Genomic DNA, 14,462 nt, shown 5'->3' with positions numbered 1-14,462 from the left:
TCAGAGTACGACGATCGGAGTGCCGTTCGGGACGCGGTCGAACAGGTCGATGACATCCTGGTTGAGCATGCGGACGCAGCCGGATGAGGTTGCCCTGCCGACGGACTGCCAGTCCGGCGTGCCGTGAACGCGATAGAGCGTGTCCTTGCCGTCCTTGTAGATATAGAGCGCGCGGGCGCCGAGCGGGTTGTTCAGGCCGGGATCGGCGCCGCCGGATGCTGCTGCGAACTGGCGCAGTTCCGGCTGGCGCGAGACCATTTCGCCTGATGGCGTCCAGCGCGGCCATTTCGCCTTGCGCTGGATGACGCCGCGGCCGGACCAGGCAAAGCCCGCCTTGCCGAGACCGACGCCATAGCGGATCGCCTTGCCGCCGGGCTGCACGAGATAGAGGAAGTTGGCACGGGTATCGACCACCAGCGTGCCGGGTGCTTCATTGGTCTGGTAGGACACATCCTGGCGCAGAAAACGGTTGTCGATGCGCGAATAGGGAATGGCCGGCAGCGTGTGGCCGTCGTCGCGGATCACCTCGTACATGACCCGGTGCACGGGGTTGGAGACCGGCATGCCGTAGGTCTGGTGGAACTGCGTCTGGTAAAGCTGGCGCTTTTGCGGAATAGCCTCCTTCTGGGGAAGAGGCTGTGGCTGGACCGGCTCGTTGTAGGCCGGCTGATAGAAGACCGGCGTGGTTTCGCGGGCAAACACGGCCGGGTCCATGCGGGTCGTATCGGTGACGAACGGCACCTGGCAACCGCTGAGCGCCGTCGTCGCCACAAGAACGGCCGCAAGACCGGAGGTCCGGCTGAGCGATAAGGCTTTGTTTTGCATGGCAGACCCGCTTCGGCATTGATGACGTCGGCGGCAATCTGTCAGGCAGCGCTTTCGCGAGGCTGGAGCGGTGGCGACTGGATAAGGCGGATCAGGTGAACTGATTGAAGAAGCGGATGCTTTCGACCACTGCACCGGGCACGACGCCGCTGTGATTGCCGGGCAGAAGCTTCTTGTCGATCGCAACGCCAGCAGACCGCGCCCGATCGATCAGCAGCTGGTGGTCAGCATCATAGGGGCGTTCTTCCGAGCCGCGCAAAAGCAGCGTCGGGCATTTGAGGCTCGGCCCGAAACAGGCGGACGACCGCATCACGAACTCTTTCGGATCGGCCGCATCGAAGGGGACTTCGTTCGAGTATCGGGTAAAGAAGCGCCAGGAATTGACGCCGGCGGAAATTGGAACTGCGGCCCTGAACCGGCGCGTCATGCCAGATAGAAGCGACAGCGTGCCGCCATTGCTGTGGCCGGCGATGAAGATCCGGCTGCGATCGATGCCGGGCAGGTTTTCCAGATAGGTGGCGGCTGCCAGCGCATCGGAGGTTTCGTCGTAGAAGCCGGAGAAATTGCCGGCCTGGCCGTTTTCGCCGCGAAAGGATGGATGCAGGACCACGAAGCCCGCTTCCCAGTAAGCTTTCATCAGCTCCCAGTGGCCATCACCGGTGGCATTGCCGCCGTGCAGGAAAAGCACCGCCGGTTTCAGCTTGCCCGAGGCTTCGTAATGGGAAAGCCAGGCGATCAGTTCGAGCGAGCCATCCGGACCGCCGCGATACATAACCTTTTGCGCACCCGGCGGGGTCCCGAGCGGCGGCGAGGCTTCGGGTGCCGGACCGTGCTTCAGAAGATGGGTGCGGAAGCGGCGCCTGGCTTCGGCATAATCTTCCTTTTCCAGCGGCAGGGTTTCGGGGACGGGAAAGGGCGCGGCCAGGGCCTGGGGTGCAGCAAGGGAACCAAGTGCACCGAGTGCCAGACCGGTCATCAGCATGCGGCGGGTGATTGACATGGAACGACCGTCTATAAGGATATGAGTAGTCTCAGATATCGGGGTTGAGCGTAAACCCGACGGTTCAGAACGCAAGCGGGCCGGCGGTCACATCTTCGCGTCCGCCGTTTTGGCATCGATCATCGCGGTCAGTGTTTCCAGCCGGTCGGCATCGCGCGGCAGCTTGTCCATCCGCAGCCTTGCGATGCGGGGAAAGCGCATGGCGACGCCGGACTTGTGGCGCGTCGAGCGGTTGATGCCCTCGAAGGCCACTTCCAGCACGAAGCCGAAATCCTTGTCGGCGCGCACCGCCCTTACCGGGCCGAAACGCTCGACCGTGTTGTCGCGCACGAACTTGTCCAGCACTTCCAGTTCCGCATCGGTAAAGCCGAAATAGGCTTTGCCGACGGGCACGAGATGATCGCCATCCGGGCCATCCGTCCACACGCCGAAGGTGAAATCGGAGTAGTAGCTGGAGCGCTTGCCATGGCCGCGCTGGGCATAGAGCATGACCGCATCGACATTATAGGGATCGCGTTTCCACTTGAACCATGGGCCTTTTAGCCGGCCGGCCTGATAGACGCTGTCGCGGCGCTTGATCATGACGCCTTCGATGACCGGATCCGGCGGATCACGGCGCAGGGCTTCAAGCTCATCCCAGGTGGTGAAGGGCACGAGATCGGAGAGGTCGAACCGGTCATGCGGGGCGTGGCCGATCACCTCGGACAGGCGCTCGCGGCGCTCGAGGAAGCCTTTTGCGCGCACGTCCGCCTCGCCGTCGAACAGGATATCGTAGGCGCGCACGAAGGCGGGGTAATCCTCCAGCATCTTGGCGTTCACAGTCTTGCGGTTGAGGCGCTGCTGCAGGTCGGAAAAGGTGCGGGTGGGATTGTTGGATCGCATCGTGCCGCCGACGAGAAGCTCGCCGTCGATGACGCCATCGAAATTGATCTGCTCGACGATATCGGGAAAGGCACCGGTGATATCATCGCCGGAGCGGGAATAGAGTTTCTTCGTGCCGCCATGGGCCGACATCTGGACGCGGATGCCATCCCATTTCCACTCGGCGGCATAATCGGCGGGATCTAGCTTTTCGAGATCGCCGCTTTCGACCGGATTGGCGAGCATGACCGAATGGAAGATCGCCGGCGTCGCCAGAACCGGCTTGTCGGCATGGCCTTCCAGCCAGGCAAACAGCGACACATAGGGCGGCTCCAGCCCGTGCCAGAGCGTTTCGATCTCGGTCACATCCTTGCCCGACATTTCCGACAGCGCCTGCTTTGCAAGCCGCGCCGAAACGCCGATCCGCAGCGACCCGGTGACGAGTTTGAGGAAGGCGAAACGGCCGGAGGGATCGAGATGATCGAGCAGATCGCGGACGGCTGCTCGCACTTCGGTGCGGCCGAGCGAATTCATCCGGGCGACGACTTCGGACAGAAGCGGCTGCTCGGCATCGGTCGTGTCGTCCTTCTCGAGGCCATCCCAGACGAGCGCAATGGTTTCGGCGAGATCGCCGACATAGTCGTAGGAATACTGAAACAGAACCGCATCCATGCGCTCCAGCACCAGCTCGCGCAGCATGGCGGGCTTGACGCTTTTGAGATCGAGCGCGCTCGCCAGCGCTGCCAGCCCATAGCCGCGATCGGGATCGGGCGTGGTGCGGAAGTAATCGACCAGCAGGGTGATCTTGCCGTTGCGCGAGGGGGTGAGAACGAGGCGATCGAGGAGTGTGGCGAAGGGTTTCATGGGCGCAGCACTCTTCGAAAAACCCCCTCTGGCCTGCCGGCCATCTTCCCCACAAGGGGGGAGAAAACCAGCGGCACGGAACTGGCCCTGTTGTGCGACAGCGGCGCGACAGGCTCTAGCCCTCCCCCTTGTGGGGAGGGTTGGGAGGGGTCTTTTTCCAACATCGAAGTCATCATCAATCCCCCTCATCCTCATAGCCGACCAGATGCAGCGGCCGCGCTGGAATGCTCTTCAGTTCACACCAGCGCACCAGCGCTTCCTCGCGGCCGTGGGTGACCCAGACTTCGGAGGGGGCAACCTCGTTGATGGTTTCCAGGAGTTCGGGCCAGTCGCAGTGGTCTGATATCACCAGCGGCAGTTCGACGCCGCTTTGTTTGGCGCGCTGGCGCACCATCATCCAGCCCGACGCAAAGGCGATCAGGGGTTCGTTGAAGCGGCGGGCCCAGCGATCCTGAAAGGCTGAGGGCGGGCCGACGACGACGGCGCCCTTGAACAGGTCGGGGCTGCTCTTGTCGATCGTGGCGGGGCGGATTTCACCGAGCGCGATGCCCTGGCTTTCGTAATAATCGCAGAGCTTTGCCAGCGCGCCGTGGATATAGATCGGTTCGTCATAGCCACTGTCGCGGATCAGGCGGATGACCCGCTGCGCCTTTCCAAGCGCGTAGGCGCCGACCATGTGGCTGCGGTCGGGAAACTGCTTGAGCGAGGTCAATAGCTTGCCGATTTCCTCGCGGGGGTGGGGATGGTGGAAGACCGGAAGGCCGAAGGTTGCCTCGGTGATGAAGACATCGCAGTTGACCGGCACGAAGGGTGCGCAGGTGGGATCGACGCCGCGCTTGTAATCGCCTGATACGACGATGCGCAGTTCCTTATGCTCAAGCGCGATCTGCGCCGAGCCGAGCACATGGCCGGCTGGATGGAAGCTGACATTGACGCCGCCGACATCGATCACCTCGCCCCATGCAGCCTCCTGTTCGGAGGTGCAGAAGTCGTCGCCGTAGCGGATCTTCATGATATCTAGCGTCTGGCGGGTGGCGAGCACATGGGTGTGACCGGCGCGGGCATGGTCGGAATGGCCATGGGTGATCAGCGCCCGCTCGACGGGTCGCACCGGATCGACATGGAAGCCGCCGACGGGGCAGAACAGGCCTGCCGGTGTGGGATGAAGCAGTGCCTCGGGTTTCATACGACGAGAAATAGGCGGGGAAAGCCCGCTTGGAAGAGCCTTAAGGGGTGGGCAGCTTGTTTTGTTGTGCGGCGGCCGAGACTTGCGCTGTCGGCAGGCGTTTCGGCTTGAGGAAAAGGGCCGCGATCAGGCCGATGGCGGCGATCACGGCGGCGGCGAAGAAGAGCGGCGTGAAGGCGGAGAAGTAGACGGAGGCCACCGCCTCGCGCGAGGCCTGCGGCAGCTGATCGAGCACTTTCGGGGTGAGTGCGCCGATATCGGCAACGCCCGGAATGACCACCCCGCTGCCCTTGACCGACGAGCCGATGATGGCGCCGTAGAGCGAGATGGCGATCGAGGCGCCGCCCATCCGCATCAGCGTCACGGCACCGGTGGCGGCACCCATGTCTTCGCGCGGGGCGGAATTCTGGACGCCGATGATCGGGGCCTGCTGGCCGAAGCCGACGGCAAGCCCCTGGAGCATCAGCAGAATGGCGACGAGCCAGAGCGGCGTAGCTGACGTCACCTGCGACAGAAGCAGAAGAGCGCCGATACTCATGACCAGTCCCAGGACCGCGAACGGCTTGTAGCGGCCGGTGATGGAAATCAGCCTTCCCGCCGACATGGAGCCGACGACGATGCCGCCGGTCAGGCCGATGAAGAACAGGCCGGCCTGCGACGGCGACAGGCCCGTCGTCGTCTGCAGGAAGAGCGCGTAGTAGTTGACCATACCGATGCCGACCGCACCCGAGCAGAGCGTGATGATGAGAAACAGCGAGAAGGTGCTGTCCCTGAACAGTTTGAGCGGCACAATCGGTTCGGGAACCCGGCTTTCAACGAACACCCAGAGGCCAGCGCAGGCCATGCCGAAACCGAGAAGGACAAGCGACTCGATTGCCATCAGCGAGCCGAACAGCTGGTGGCTATCGGCAAAGGTGACGAGGCTCGCAATCGTCAGGGCCAGGACGACGGCGCCGGCATAATCGATCTTCGGCTTGCGCTGCGGGCGGCGATAGGGGAGCAGCAGGGCAAGGCCGGTCACGACGATAACGCCGAGCGGCAGGTTGATCAGGAAGATCGAGCGCCAGCCGAAGAGATCGCTGAGGGTGCCGCCGAGCACTGGGCCGATGCTTCCGGCCGCCATGATCATCAGGCTGGAATAGCTCTGGTATTTTGCCCGCTCGCGCGGTTCGAACAGATCGGCATTGATCGAGAAGATCGACACCATGATGCCGCCGCCGCCGAGACCCTGAAAGACGCGGGCCGCAATCAGCGAATTCATCGACCAGGCGAAACCGCACAGAACCGAGCCGAGCGTGAAGAGCACGATGGCAAACAGCATCACATATTTGCGGCCGAACAGATCCCCCAGCTTGCCGTAGATCGGCATGACCGAGCTCATGGCCAGAAGAAAGGCCGAGGACACCCAGCCGAAACTCTCCATCTGGCCGAACTCCCCGACGATGGTGGGAAGTGCCGTGGAGACGATGTGATTGTCGAGCGCCGCCATGAACAGCGCCGCCATCAGGAACCAGAAAACGAACAGACGTTGTCGTTTGTCGGCAACAAGCGGGGTCTGGGCCGGGCGTGACATATCCATGGCATACTTCCTGAGGGGGTCGGCGAATTTATGTGACTTCAGCATATAATTGTCAACAGCAGGCAGATGCACCCAGCAACAATTTCGTTGAAACAACCCGGCACCTGCTGATAAGTTGCAGCGATGACGACCAAGATTTCTGCATCAGTCCCACAGCCCTCGACCGAAACCGCCGCATTTGCGGAAGGGCTTTTGCGTGTCAGCGACAACCTGACCCGAATGCGGCATCTGATGGGCCGCCGGATGATCGCGCGCACCGCGATCGCCAACACGGTTCCGGGGCTGGAAACTGCGCATCTCGACGTGCTCGATGTGATGGGCCGGATCGAGGGCGAAATCACTGTTGGTGCGATTGCCGAGACGATGCGGATCGACCCGTCGCGCGGCAGCCGTCTGGTGAGCGATCTCGTGTCTCGCGGCGTTCTCAAGCGCGACGCTTCGCAGGAGGACGGGCGGCGCTCGCTGCTGGTGCGCACGGAACTCGGCGATGCGCTGCTGACCGAGCTACAGGGGGTCAAGCGTTCGCTGCTGGTGAATGTGCTGGGCGACTGGCCGGAGGAAGAGCTTTCGGCGTTTTCACATCTGTTCGAGAAGTTCATTTCAGGCTTCGAAGCGGTCTATCCCGGCGGCGCGGGCCGTCCCTCTACGACCTGACCGTTTCGGCACCCGTCCCGAAACCGGACACTTCCGCTGGCACGATAAATGCGTGTTCCAAGGGGATGATGGAGACGGCTGGATGATTTCGAGACGCAAAATGCTGGGCTGGAGCCTGACGGGTGCTGCGGTTGCCGCATTGCCGCTGCCAGCGCTTGCAGCACCCGCCAGCGTTTCGACCGTCGATCTGCGCGGTTCTATCGACGCGCGCGACCATGGCGTGTCGCCCGATGGCGGCGATGTTTCGAGCCGCAAGCTGCTGGCGCTGATAGAACAGGCGGCGCGGCAGAACAAGCCGGTCTATCTGCCGCCCGGCGACTACCGCGTTTCCGGTCTCGACCTTCCCGACAACACAAGGCTGGTCGGCGTTTCAGGCGCTTCCAGGCTCGTCTATTCCGGCGACGGATCGTTTATCCGTGCAACCGCGGCACGGCGGATCGAGCTTTCCAATCTGGTGATCGACGGCGGCAATCGCTGGCTGGATGATCAGACCCCTGCCCTTATCCATTTCTCCGGCATCGCCGATATCTCCATAGACAATTGCGAAATTCTCGGCGCGCGCAAATCCGCGATCCAGCTGGAGCGATGCGGCGGGCGCATCGAGCGCTCGAAAATATCGGGCGCTGCCGATTACGCACTCTATGCGGTCGAAAGCACCGGTCTTTCGGTCACCGGCAACAGCGTGTTCGATTGCGGCAATGGCGGCATTCTCATCCATCGCTGGGAAAAGGGCGTCGATGGCAGCATCGTCACGGCGAACCGCATCTTCCGGATCGGCGCCAGAAATGGCGGCACCGGGCAATATGGCAATGCAATCAACCTGTTTCGCGCCGCCAACGTGATGGTGAGCGGCAACCACATCACCGACTCTGCCTTTTCCGCCATTCGCGCCAACAGCTCCTCCAACGCCCAGATTTCCGGCAACCAGTGTTTCGGCTCCGGCGAGACGGCGATCTATGCGGAATTCTCGTTCGAGGGCGCCGTCATTTCAGGCAATACGGTGGACGGCGCGGCAAACGGCATCTCCGTCGTCAATTTCAACGAAGGCGGCCGGCTTTCGACCATTTCGAGCAATATCGTCCGCAACCTTTCGGCAACCGGCCCCTACAAACTCGAGGGCGCCATCTTCGGCGTCGGCATCAGCGCCGAGGCCGACACGGCGATCACGGGCAACGTGGTGGAAAATGCCGCCCTCTGGGGCCTGGCCCTCGGCTTCGGCCCCTATCTGCGCAACGTCGTCGCGGCCAACAATATCGTGCGCGGCGCCAAGGTCGGTTGCGCCGTGAGCGTTGCCGAAGGTGCCGGATCGACTGTCATCAGCGGCAATGTGTTTCAGGATGTGAAGGACGGCGGCGTGATTGGCTATCGCTGGACGGAGGCTGCAACGGAAGAGTTGGGTGGGTCGGGTGATGCAGCGGCGGCGTTTCCGCATCTGACGGTTATGGGGAACCGGGTGGGTTAGGTTTCGGTGTCGGGAGCTTCGGGGCTGGGGCCGAAATCGATGTTGCGGCCGTTGTGGAAGACGCGGGCAATCTGCACGACGTCGTCCCTGACGCGGAAGGCGATCGTTGCTTTGTACCGATAACCGACGAGCCGCAGCCCGGAGTAAACGTCATCGCGCCGCATGCCGCGGTGGGGAAATGTCGAAAAATCAAGGCAGTAGTCTTCGATGCGGCGAACATAGGCCAATGCGGGGTCTACACCCATGCGAGGTGCCAGATATGTCAGGATATCGGCAAGATCATCTCTCGCCGCAGGATCGAAGACGACCCTGTACTTCATTCCTTCGTCATCTGCTCGGTAAGTTTTGCCGCCAGCTCGTCCAGATATCGATCCACCTCGTCGCCGGTTAATCCTCGTTCCGGGTGCGCATCCATTTCCTGAAGCGTCGGCACGACCTCGTCCCTCAGCCATCTCTCGATCGCGGCGTCATGCGCTGCCATCGGGCGCAGGCCCTCGGCGATCACGTCGCTTTCCGAGGCGTATTCGCCGGAGGCGACCTTGGCTTCGACCATGTCGGCGATCTCGACCGGCAGGGTGATGCTGAGCGAACGGGTGGCGCGCATGGGGTTGGCCCTTGGAAAGATCAGAATGTGGGTGACTATACCGAAAACGAACGCTGACGTCCAACCGGTCGATTTGAGGGGGCGGCATCTTTCGTTCTGCGGCGAAGCACTCTAGCGTCGCCCGCGAAACACAATGGGAGATACGCATGCTGAAAATCTATGGCGTCTATCGTTCGCGCGCGACGCGGCCGCTCTGGTTGATCGAGGAACTGGGATTGCCGTTCGAGCATATTCCGGTCATCCAGGCCTATCGGCTGGATGATGCTTCGGTTGATAGTGCGCCTGTCAACACGCGGTCGCCGGAGTTTTTGAGCGTCAATCCGATGGGCTCGATCCCGTCGATGGACGATGACGGGTTTGTGCTGCACGAGTCGCTTGCGATCACGCTCTACCTTGCCCGCAAGCATGGCGGCGAGATTGCTCCAAAGACGATCGAGGAAGAGGCGCAGATGGTGCAGTGGTCGCTGTTTGCGGCAACCAGCGTCGAAACCGCGGCCCTGACGATCCAGTCGTCCAGCGCGTCCACCGACGAAGGCAAGGCCGCGATCGAGGCGGCTGCACGGACGCTCGCTCGACCGTTCGACGTGCTTGAAAAGCATCTTGCCGAAGACGGGTTCATGGTGGGCAAGCGGTTTACGGTGGCCGATATCAACGTGACGGAGATCGTGCGTTACGCGCGCAGCCATGCCGCCCTGTTCGATGGCCGCCCGGCGCTGAAAGCCTGGTACGACGGCTGCGTCGCCCGGCCCGCCTATCAGGCGATGTGGGCAAAGCGCAACGCCGAGCCGGCCTGACGATCAATTGGCGGGTTTCGCTGCTGCTTCAGAGTGCTGACAGAGGTTATTGCCGAACAACGCTCTGGGGTCGCTTGGGACATTGAGCCGGCTGCTCCAAACTCCCCTCATCCTCGCCCTTGTGGCGGGGGATTCAGTCAGCTCAAGTCCTTGAGCTGAAGGAGTCTCTGACCCGGCAGACGTCGGGTCGCTGGATCCTCGCCACAAGGGCGAGGATGAGGGAGACTGGGTATCGCTCTCGCCAAATGAGCTTCTTCAGAGTTTGCCAGCAGTCTGCGGCCTGACGATCAGGTGGCGGGCTTTGCTGCCGCTTCTTCCGCCAGCACCCTTTGCACAGCCGGGCGCATCTCGATGCGCCGGTAGTGGGCGGCGACCTTCGGGAATTCGGCCATGTTCACATGGTCGCTTTCCAGCCAGCCGGTCATGACGAAGAGATAGGCGTCGGCGACCGAAAACGTTTCGCCGAGGACGAATTGGCCTTCGACAAGACCATCCTCGATCAGAGCGAAGCTGTCGCGCATGGTCTGCGGCACCTTGGCGATCATGTCCGCATGCGAGGCGGCATTATCGGCCCAGCGCGCGCCGCGGCGGCCATGGGCGTGGTTGATGTGGACGGTGGAGGAGAGATAGGCGTTGAAGGCCTGCATTTTTGCAAACAGGAAGGGATCGTCCAGCGGCGCAAGGTTCTTTTCCGGCACGAGCTGGGCAATGTAGGGGAGCAGTGCGACGGTTTCGGTCAGCACGCCCTTGTCCGTCACCAATGCCGGCACCCGGCCCTTCGGGTTGACCTTCAGATAGGCTGGTGATCGCTGCTCGCCCTCGGCAAAGCGGATCAGCGAGACCTGATAATCGAGGCCCGACTCGGCCAGCGCGATATGGCTGGCGCGTGAGCAGGTGCCGGGCGTGATATAGAGCGTCAGCATCGATCCCATGTCCTTAATCTTGGTATCAGGCAAACATCGCGTCAGTGACCCGGACTTCGCCGACGGTGAGGCCGTTCCAGTTCTTCATCGTGCGGTTGGCCATGGCCATCAGCTTTTCTTGCGTTTCGCCGCCCTTTTCGAAATAGCGGGCGATGAGCGCGAAGATCATCGCTTCGGCGGCGCGGGTCGTACCGTCCTCGCATTTGACCGCCATGGCAATGCCCTGATCGGGAAGTGCCGCGACGAAGACGCCTTCGGCACCGGTCTTGGCAAAGATCTTGCCCGGCGCCAGTTCCATCAGCTTGGTGCAGGCGCGTCCAGTGCCGGCGACGTAGAAGGGTTCGGCCATGCAGGCGTCCATCAACCGGCGCGAGGCTTTCGCCCGTTCATTGGACAGGCCGGAGCCGGTCAGCATTTTCGCAAAGCCGTGGGCGAGGCCCTTGAGCGGAACGGCGTAGGTCGGGATCGAGCAACCGTCGATGCCGCAATTGTCTTCGGCCAGAACAGCGCCCGTGAGGCTGCCCATCACGTCGCGGATTTCCTTCTGCAGCGGATGATCGTAATCGACATAGCCCTTCAGCTGCGTGCCGGAATGGACGCAGGTGCAGACGAAGCCGGAATGTTTTCCGGAGCAGTTGTTATGCAGCGCCGTCGGATATTCGATGGTGCGGGCCTGGTGGATGAGCGAGGCCTGTTCGGATGCCCAGTGGGCGCCGCATTCCATGTCGTCGACACTCTTGCCGGCCTTGGCGAGCATCGAGGCGGCCATGGCCACATGCGCGTCCTCGCCGGAATGGGAGGCGCAGGAAAATGCCAGTTCCTTGTTGCCGAACCCATAGGCATCGGCTGCACCGCTTTCGATCAGCGGCAGCGCCTGCATGGCCTTGCAGGAGGACCGCGGAAACACGCCGGCTTCCGCATCACCGAAGGAAAACAGCGTCTTGCCTTCGCCATCCACGACGACGCCGAGGCCGCGATGGCGGCTTTCGACGAGAGAGCCGCGGGTCACTTCAACGGTCACGGGATTTTGCATCGGTCAGTCCTGAATTTGCCGGCTTCTATTGCTCATTCGGCTTAAACGCCATTTCGGCGGCGTTGATAGCCGTTTCGGCGATTTGTTGCACGGGAATGTTTATGAAATCGGTAAAGCGACTGCTGCTCCTTATCTTCGTCGTCTACCTTCTTCCCACCTTCGCTTCCGCCGGCCTTTGGGCGATGCGCGAACACCCGTCCGGCTGGAGTGCCGCGCGCTGGTCGTCGGCCGGCATCCTTCCCAAGGCGAACGAAAGCAACGATGCGGCGATCTATATTTTCTCGGCGATGACGGGCGGATTGAAAGGTTCGGTGGCAAGCCATGCCTGGATCGTGACCAAGGCAAAGGGTGCGGCCACCTATACCCGCTATGACAAGGTGGGCTGGGGCAACCCGATCCGCCGCAACCACCGCGATCCGGATGCCTTCTGGTATTCGAACCCGCCGCAGCTGGTGACATCGATCACCGGATCGAAGGCGGAGCTGCTGATCCCCAAGATCGAAGGCGCGATTGCCGCCTACCCTTACGCCGAGCCCGGCGGCTACACGATCTGGCCGGGGCCGAATTCCAATACGTTCGTGGCCTATGTGCTGCGCACCGTGCCTGAGATCGGCGCGGTGCTTCCGCCGCATGCGGTGGGCCGCGACTATCTGCCGGATGGGGAATTCGTGCATCTGGACGAGGACAGCCGCGACCTGCATGTGACGCTGCGTGGACTGTTAGGCTTTTCGGTGGGGGTGCGGAGCGGCATCGAGGTCCATTTCCTCGGTCTCGTCGCGGGCCTCGATCTCGCCCGGCCGGGCATCAAGGTGCCGGCGCTCGGACGGATCGGCATCTAGCCGGGAGACCAGTGCCGCGATGCATGGGAGCCATGCATGAAACGCAAAACGCCCGCAGACTTGCGAGCGTTTGCAAACATTCGGATTATACGATCAGAAACCGATCAGAAGCCGACGGCAGTGCGTGCGACGCGACGGATATCGCTACGGTCGATACCGAGGTCGTGGAGTTCGCGCGAGGTCATACGGTCCAGTTCGGTGACCGTCTGACGATACTTGCGCCAGTTGTTGATGGTGCGTGCTACGTTCATGATGATCCCCTTTCCTGAGGCTTTCGAAGCTTCAGCTGCCAGATGCTGGCGCTTTCTCTTGCTTCGATGACCTCGTTATACGCTGCCCAAGGATGAAGCAGAAGCACTGAAGCGTCAGGCCACCCATGCGCGCCATGCATGTCTTTCCAGGGTGCATGTCAGGGAATTGGTCATCATTGCCAGGCAGGATGGAAGACCATCGAAATTTGCGACCGGCAGACATGGAAAAGGGCCGCTTGAGCGGCCCTTCCATGAGTTTGGTCCGGTTGAACGAACCCGGGCTGCAATCATGCAGTCCGAAGGAAGATGTCATTCAGGCCGAGGGCTGCCCCGTCAAGACCAACAACTTTCCATTGCCCGCTACACAGACCGAAATCTCATTAGACATTGGACCACCTTCCTTTCATTACGTTGATGATGATCAGAAGGTAGGTGCGATCTGCGGCGCTTGCAAGGCAAGTTATGTAAACAATCGAAGATATTATTGAGTTGCGGATCGGCGGCGGTTCGACCACTATTCGCGCAGCCGGCGGCGGGGTGCCTTCCGGGCGATGCCCAAGGCCACCCCTGCCCCCACGTTTCCTCACCCCAGCTTCATCACGATCTTGCCGATATGGCTGCTGGTTTCCATCAGCCGGTGCGCCTCGACCACGTCATCAAACGGCACCACGGAATGGATGACGGGTGAGACCTTGCCGGCTTCGAGAAGCGGCCAGACCTCGCTCAGCAGTTCGTCGCGGATTGCCCGCTTTTCGTCGGCGGTGCGGGGCCGCATGGTCGATCCGGTTACCGTCAGGCGCTTGACCATGATCGGCGACAGATTGACCTTTTCCGCCATGTTGCCGCCAAGGAAGGCGATGATCGACAGGCAGCCGTCCTTGGCAAGGACCGACAGGTTCTTTTCGAAATAGGAAGCGCCGATCATGTCGAGCACCACATCGACGCCCTTGCCGTCGGTCTCGGCCTTGATCACCTCGGCAAAGTCCTCGGTCTTGTAATTGATCGCCTTGGTCGCACCGAGCTTTTCGCAGGCGTCGCATTTGTCCTTCGAGCCGGCGGTCGCATAGGCCGTCGCGCCGAATGCCTTGGCGAGCTGGATCGCGGTCGTGCCGATGCCGCTTGAGCCGCCATGGATCAGCACGCTCTCGCCTTCGGTCAGGCCCGCCATCTGGAACAGGTTGGCCCAGACGGTGAAAAAGGTTTCCGGAACGGCTGCGGCCTTCACCGCATCATAGCCTTTGGGCCATGGCAGCGCCTGGCCAGCCGGCACGACGCAATACTCCGCATATCCGCCGCCGTTCGACAGGCCGCAGACCTTGTCGCCGATCTTGAATTCGGTGACGCCCTCGCCGAGCGCCACGACTTCACCCGCGACTTCGAGGCCGAGGATCGGGCTTGCATCCTTCGGCGCCGGGTAGTTCCCCTGGCGCTGGGCCACATCGGGCCGGTTGACGCCTGCGGCCTCCACCTTGATCAGAATTTCGCCTGCTCGGGCCGACGGGCACGGGCCAGTGGCATGGGTCATTACATCGGGCGCGCCGAAGGACGGCAGGTCGACGAAACGCATCTGGGACGGCATGGACATGG

15 protein-coding genes are annotated in these 14,462 nt (G+C 62.0%); 4 read left to right on the top strand and 11 right to left on the bottom strand.

Annotated elements, in window-relative coordinates:
- The 5 genes from ACQY1P_RS09475 to ACQY1P_RS09455 form a co-directional block, all read right to left on the bottom strand.
- Entirely contained in the window at positions 1–825 is an 825-nt protein-coding gene (locus ACQY1P_RS09475; RefSeq protein WP_092661599.1) for a L,D-transpeptidase, read from the bottom strand.
- Between the two features lie 91 nt (positions 826–916).
- Positions 917–1,825, bottom strand: coding sequence for an alpha/beta hydrolase family protein (locus ACQY1P_RS09470; RefSeq protein ID WP_430256259.1), 909 nt, complete (start codon positions 1,823–1,825; stop codon positions 917–919).
- A gap of 87 nt (positions 1,826–1,912) precedes the next feature.
- The gene (locus tag ACQY1P_RS09465) at positions 1,913–3,550 is read right to left on the bottom strand and encodes a cisplatin damage response ATP-dependent DNA ligase (protein ID WP_092661596.1); all 1,638 of its coding nucleotides are present in this window, start codon (positions 3,548–3,550) and stop codon (positions 1,913–1,915) included.
- 175 nt (positions 3,551–3,725) lie between these two features.
- Positions 3,726–4,736, bottom strand: a complete 1,011-nt coding sequence (locus ACQY1P_RS09460; RefSeq protein ID WP_113112181.1) for a ligase-associated DNA damage response exonuclease — start codon at positions 4,734–4,736, stop codon at positions 3,726–3,728.
- Between the two features lie 40 nt (positions 4,737–4,776).
- Positions 4,777–6,315 carry an MDR family MFS transporter gene (locus tag ACQY1P_RS09455; protein ID WP_192076585.1) on the bottom strand — a complete coding sequence of 513 codons (1,539 nt, stop codon included), beginning with the start codon at positions 6,313–6,315 and terminating at the stop codon, positions 4,777–4,779.
- A gap of 123 nt (positions 6,316–6,438) precedes the next feature.
- Here ACQY1P_RS09455 and ACQY1P_RS09450 point away from each other — a divergent pair, with 123 nt between their 5' ends.
- Together ACQY1P_RS09450 and ACQY1P_RS09445 are read left to right on the top strand one after the other, a co-directional pair.
- On the top strand, positions 6,439–6,969 hold the full coding sequence (locus tag ACQY1P_RS09450) for a MarR family winged helix-turn-helix transcriptional regulator (RefSeq protein ID WP_430256257.1): 531 nt from the start codon (positions 6,439–6,441) through the stop codon (positions 6,967–6,969).
- 82 nt (positions 6,970–7,051) lie between these two features.
- Positions 7,052–8,431 carry a TIGR03808 family TAT-translocated repetitive protein gene (locus tag ACQY1P_RS09445; RefSeq protein ID WP_430256255.1) on the top strand — a complete coding sequence of 460 codons (1,380 nt, stop codon included), beginning with the start codon at positions 7,052–7,054 and terminating at the stop codon, positions 8,429–8,431.
- Here ACQY1P_RS09445 and ACQY1P_RS09440 read toward each other — a convergent pair.
- Both ACQY1P_RS09440 and ACQY1P_RS09435 read right to left on the bottom strand, forming a co-directional pair.
- Positions 8,428–8,751 (bottom strand): type II toxin-antitoxin system RelE/ParE family toxin, encoded by a 324-nt coding sequence (locus ACQY1P_RS09440; protein WP_209900167.1) that lies wholly within the window; start codon positions 8,749–8,751, stop codon positions 8,428–8,430. The two genes, ACQY1P_RS09445 and ACQY1P_RS09440, sit on opposite strands and share 4 nt — an antisense overlap.
- On the bottom strand, positions 8,748–9,035 hold the full coding sequence (locus ACQY1P_RS09435) for a ribbon-helix-helix domain-containing protein (protein ID WP_092661587.1): 288 nt from the start codon (positions 9,033–9,035) through the stop codon (positions 8,748–8,750). Before ACQY1P_RS09435 ends, ACQY1P_RS09440 begins: the two co-directional genes overlap by 4 nt.
- 146 nt (positions 9,036–9,181) lie before the next feature.
- Between ACQY1P_RS09435 and ACQY1P_RS09430 the strand changes: the two genes are divergently transcribed.
- Entirely contained in the window at positions 9,182–9,829 is a 648-nt protein-coding gene (locus ACQY1P_RS09430) for a glutathione S-transferase family protein (RefSeq protein ID WP_430256253.1), read from the top strand.
- 287 nt (positions 9,830–10,116) lie between these two features.
- On the opposite strand, the gene ACQY1P_RS09425 is transcribed toward ACQY1P_RS09430, so the two are convergent.
- Both ACQY1P_RS09425 and ACQY1P_RS09420 read right to left on the bottom strand, forming a co-directional pair.
- Positions 10,117–10,752, bottom strand: a complete 636-nt coding sequence (locus ACQY1P_RS09425) for a glutathione S-transferase family protein (RefSeq protein ID WP_430256251.1) — start codon at positions 10,750–10,752, stop codon at positions 10,117–10,119.
- 25 nt (positions 10,753–10,777) lie between these two features.
- Positions 10,778–11,785, bottom strand: coding sequence for an asparaginase (locus ACQY1P_RS09420; RefSeq protein WP_430256249.1), 1,008 nt, complete (start codon positions 11,783–11,785; stop codon positions 10,778–10,780).
- 101 nt (positions 11,786–11,886) lie between these two features.
- Between ACQY1P_RS09420 and ACQY1P_RS09415 the strand changes: the two genes are divergently transcribed.
- Entirely contained in the window at positions 11,887–12,624 is a 738-nt protein-coding gene (locus ACQY1P_RS09415; protein WP_062453533.1) for a DUF3750 domain-containing protein, read from the top strand.
- A gap of 104 nt (positions 12,625–12,728) precedes the next feature.
- Here the strand turns inward: ACQY1P_RS09415 and ACQY1P_RS09410 are convergent, their stop codons facing one another.
- Positions 12,729–12,875 (bottom strand): DUF1127 domain-containing protein, encoded by a 147-nt coding sequence (locus tag ACQY1P_RS09410; RefSeq protein ID WP_082471856.1) that lies wholly within the window; start codon positions 12,873–12,875, stop codon positions 12,729–12,731.
- Between the two features lie 583 nt (positions 12,876–13,458).
- Positions 13,459–14,460, bottom strand: coding sequence for an NAD(P)H-quinone oxidoreductase (locus tag ACQY1P_RS09405; RefSeq protein WP_113112189.1), 1,002 nt, complete (start codon positions 14,458–14,460; stop codon positions 13,459–13,461).
- Between the last annotated feature and the right edge of the window lie 2 nt (positions 14,461–14,462).

It is taken from the genome of Neorhizobium sp. DAR64872/K0K18 (genome assembly GCF_050500175.1).
GTDB lineage: Bacteria > Pseudomonadota > Alphaproteobacteria > Rhizobiales > Rhizobiaceae > Neorhizobium > Neorhizobium soli.
Note: the sequence above shows the minus strand (reverse complement) of the source record. Positions and strands in the feature narration are given on the sequence as shown.

What these genes read in the sequence shown, in the direction of transcription:
- ACQY1P_RS09415 (WP_062453533.1), top strand. Translation starts at nt 11,887, where the DNA reads ATGAAATCGGTAAAGCGACTGCTGCTCCTTATCTTCGTCGTCTACCTT.
- ACQY1P_RS09450 (WP_430256257.1), top strand. Translation starts at nt 6,439, where the DNA reads ATGACGACCAAGATTTCTGCATCAGTCCCACAGCCCTCGACCGAAACC.
- ACQY1P_RS09465 (WP_092661596.1), bottom strand. Translation starts at nt 3,550, where the DNA reads ATGAAACCCTTCGCCACACTCCTCGATCGCCTCGTTCTCACCCCCTCG.
- ACQY1P_RS09445 (WP_430256255.1), top strand. Translation starts at nt 7,052, where the DNA reads ATGATTTCGAGACGCAAAATGCTGGGCTGGAGCCTGACGGGTGCTGCG.
- ACQY1P_RS09460 (WP_113112181.1), bottom strand. Translation starts at nt 4,736, where the DNA reads ATGAAACCCGAGGCACTGCTTCATCCCACACCGGCAGGCCTGTTCTGC.
- ACQY1P_RS09425 (WP_430256251.1), bottom strand. Translation starts at nt 10,752, where the DNA reads ATGCTGACGCTCTATATCACGCCCGGCACCTGCTCACGCGCCAGCCAT.
- ACQY1P_RS09440 (WP_209900167.1), bottom strand. Translation starts at nt 8,751, where the DNA reads ATGAAGTACAGGGTCGTCTTCGATCCTGCGGCGAGAGATGATCTTGCC.
- ACQY1P_RS09455 (WP_192076585.1), bottom strand. Translation starts at nt 6,315, where the DNA reads ATGGATATGTCACGCCCGGCCCAGACCCCGCTTGTTGCCGACAAACGA.
- ACQY1P_RS09475 (WP_092661599.1), bottom strand. Translation starts at nt 825, where the DNA reads ATGCAAAACAAAGCCTTATCGCTCAGCCGGACCTCCGGTCTTGCGGCC.
- ACQY1P_RS09420 (WP_430256249.1), bottom strand. Translation starts at nt 11,785, where the DNA reads ATGCAAAATCCCGTGACCGTTGAAGTGACCCGCGGCTCTCTCGTCGAA.
- ACQY1P_RS09410 (WP_082471856.1), bottom strand. Translation starts at nt 12,875, where the DNA reads ATGAACGTAGCACGCACCATCAACAACTGGCGCAAGTATCGTCAGACG.
- ACQY1P_RS09405 (WP_113112189.1), bottom strand. Translation starts at nt 14,460, where the DNA reads ATGTCCATGCCGTCCCAGATGCGTTTCGTCGACCTGCCGTCCTTCGGC.
- ACQY1P_RS09470 (WP_430256259.1), bottom strand. Translation starts at nt 1,825, where the DNA reads ATGTCAATCACCCGCCGCATGCTGATGACCGGTCTGGCACTCGGTGCA.
- ACQY1P_RS09430 (WP_430256253.1), top strand. Translation starts at nt 9,182, where the DNA reads ATGCTGAAAATCTATGGCGTCTATCGTTCGCGCGCGACGCGGCCGCTC.
- ACQY1P_RS09435 (WP_092661587.1), bottom strand. Translation starts at nt 9,035, where the DNA reads ATGCGCGCCACCCGTTCGCTCAGCATCACCCTGCCGGTCGAGATCGCC.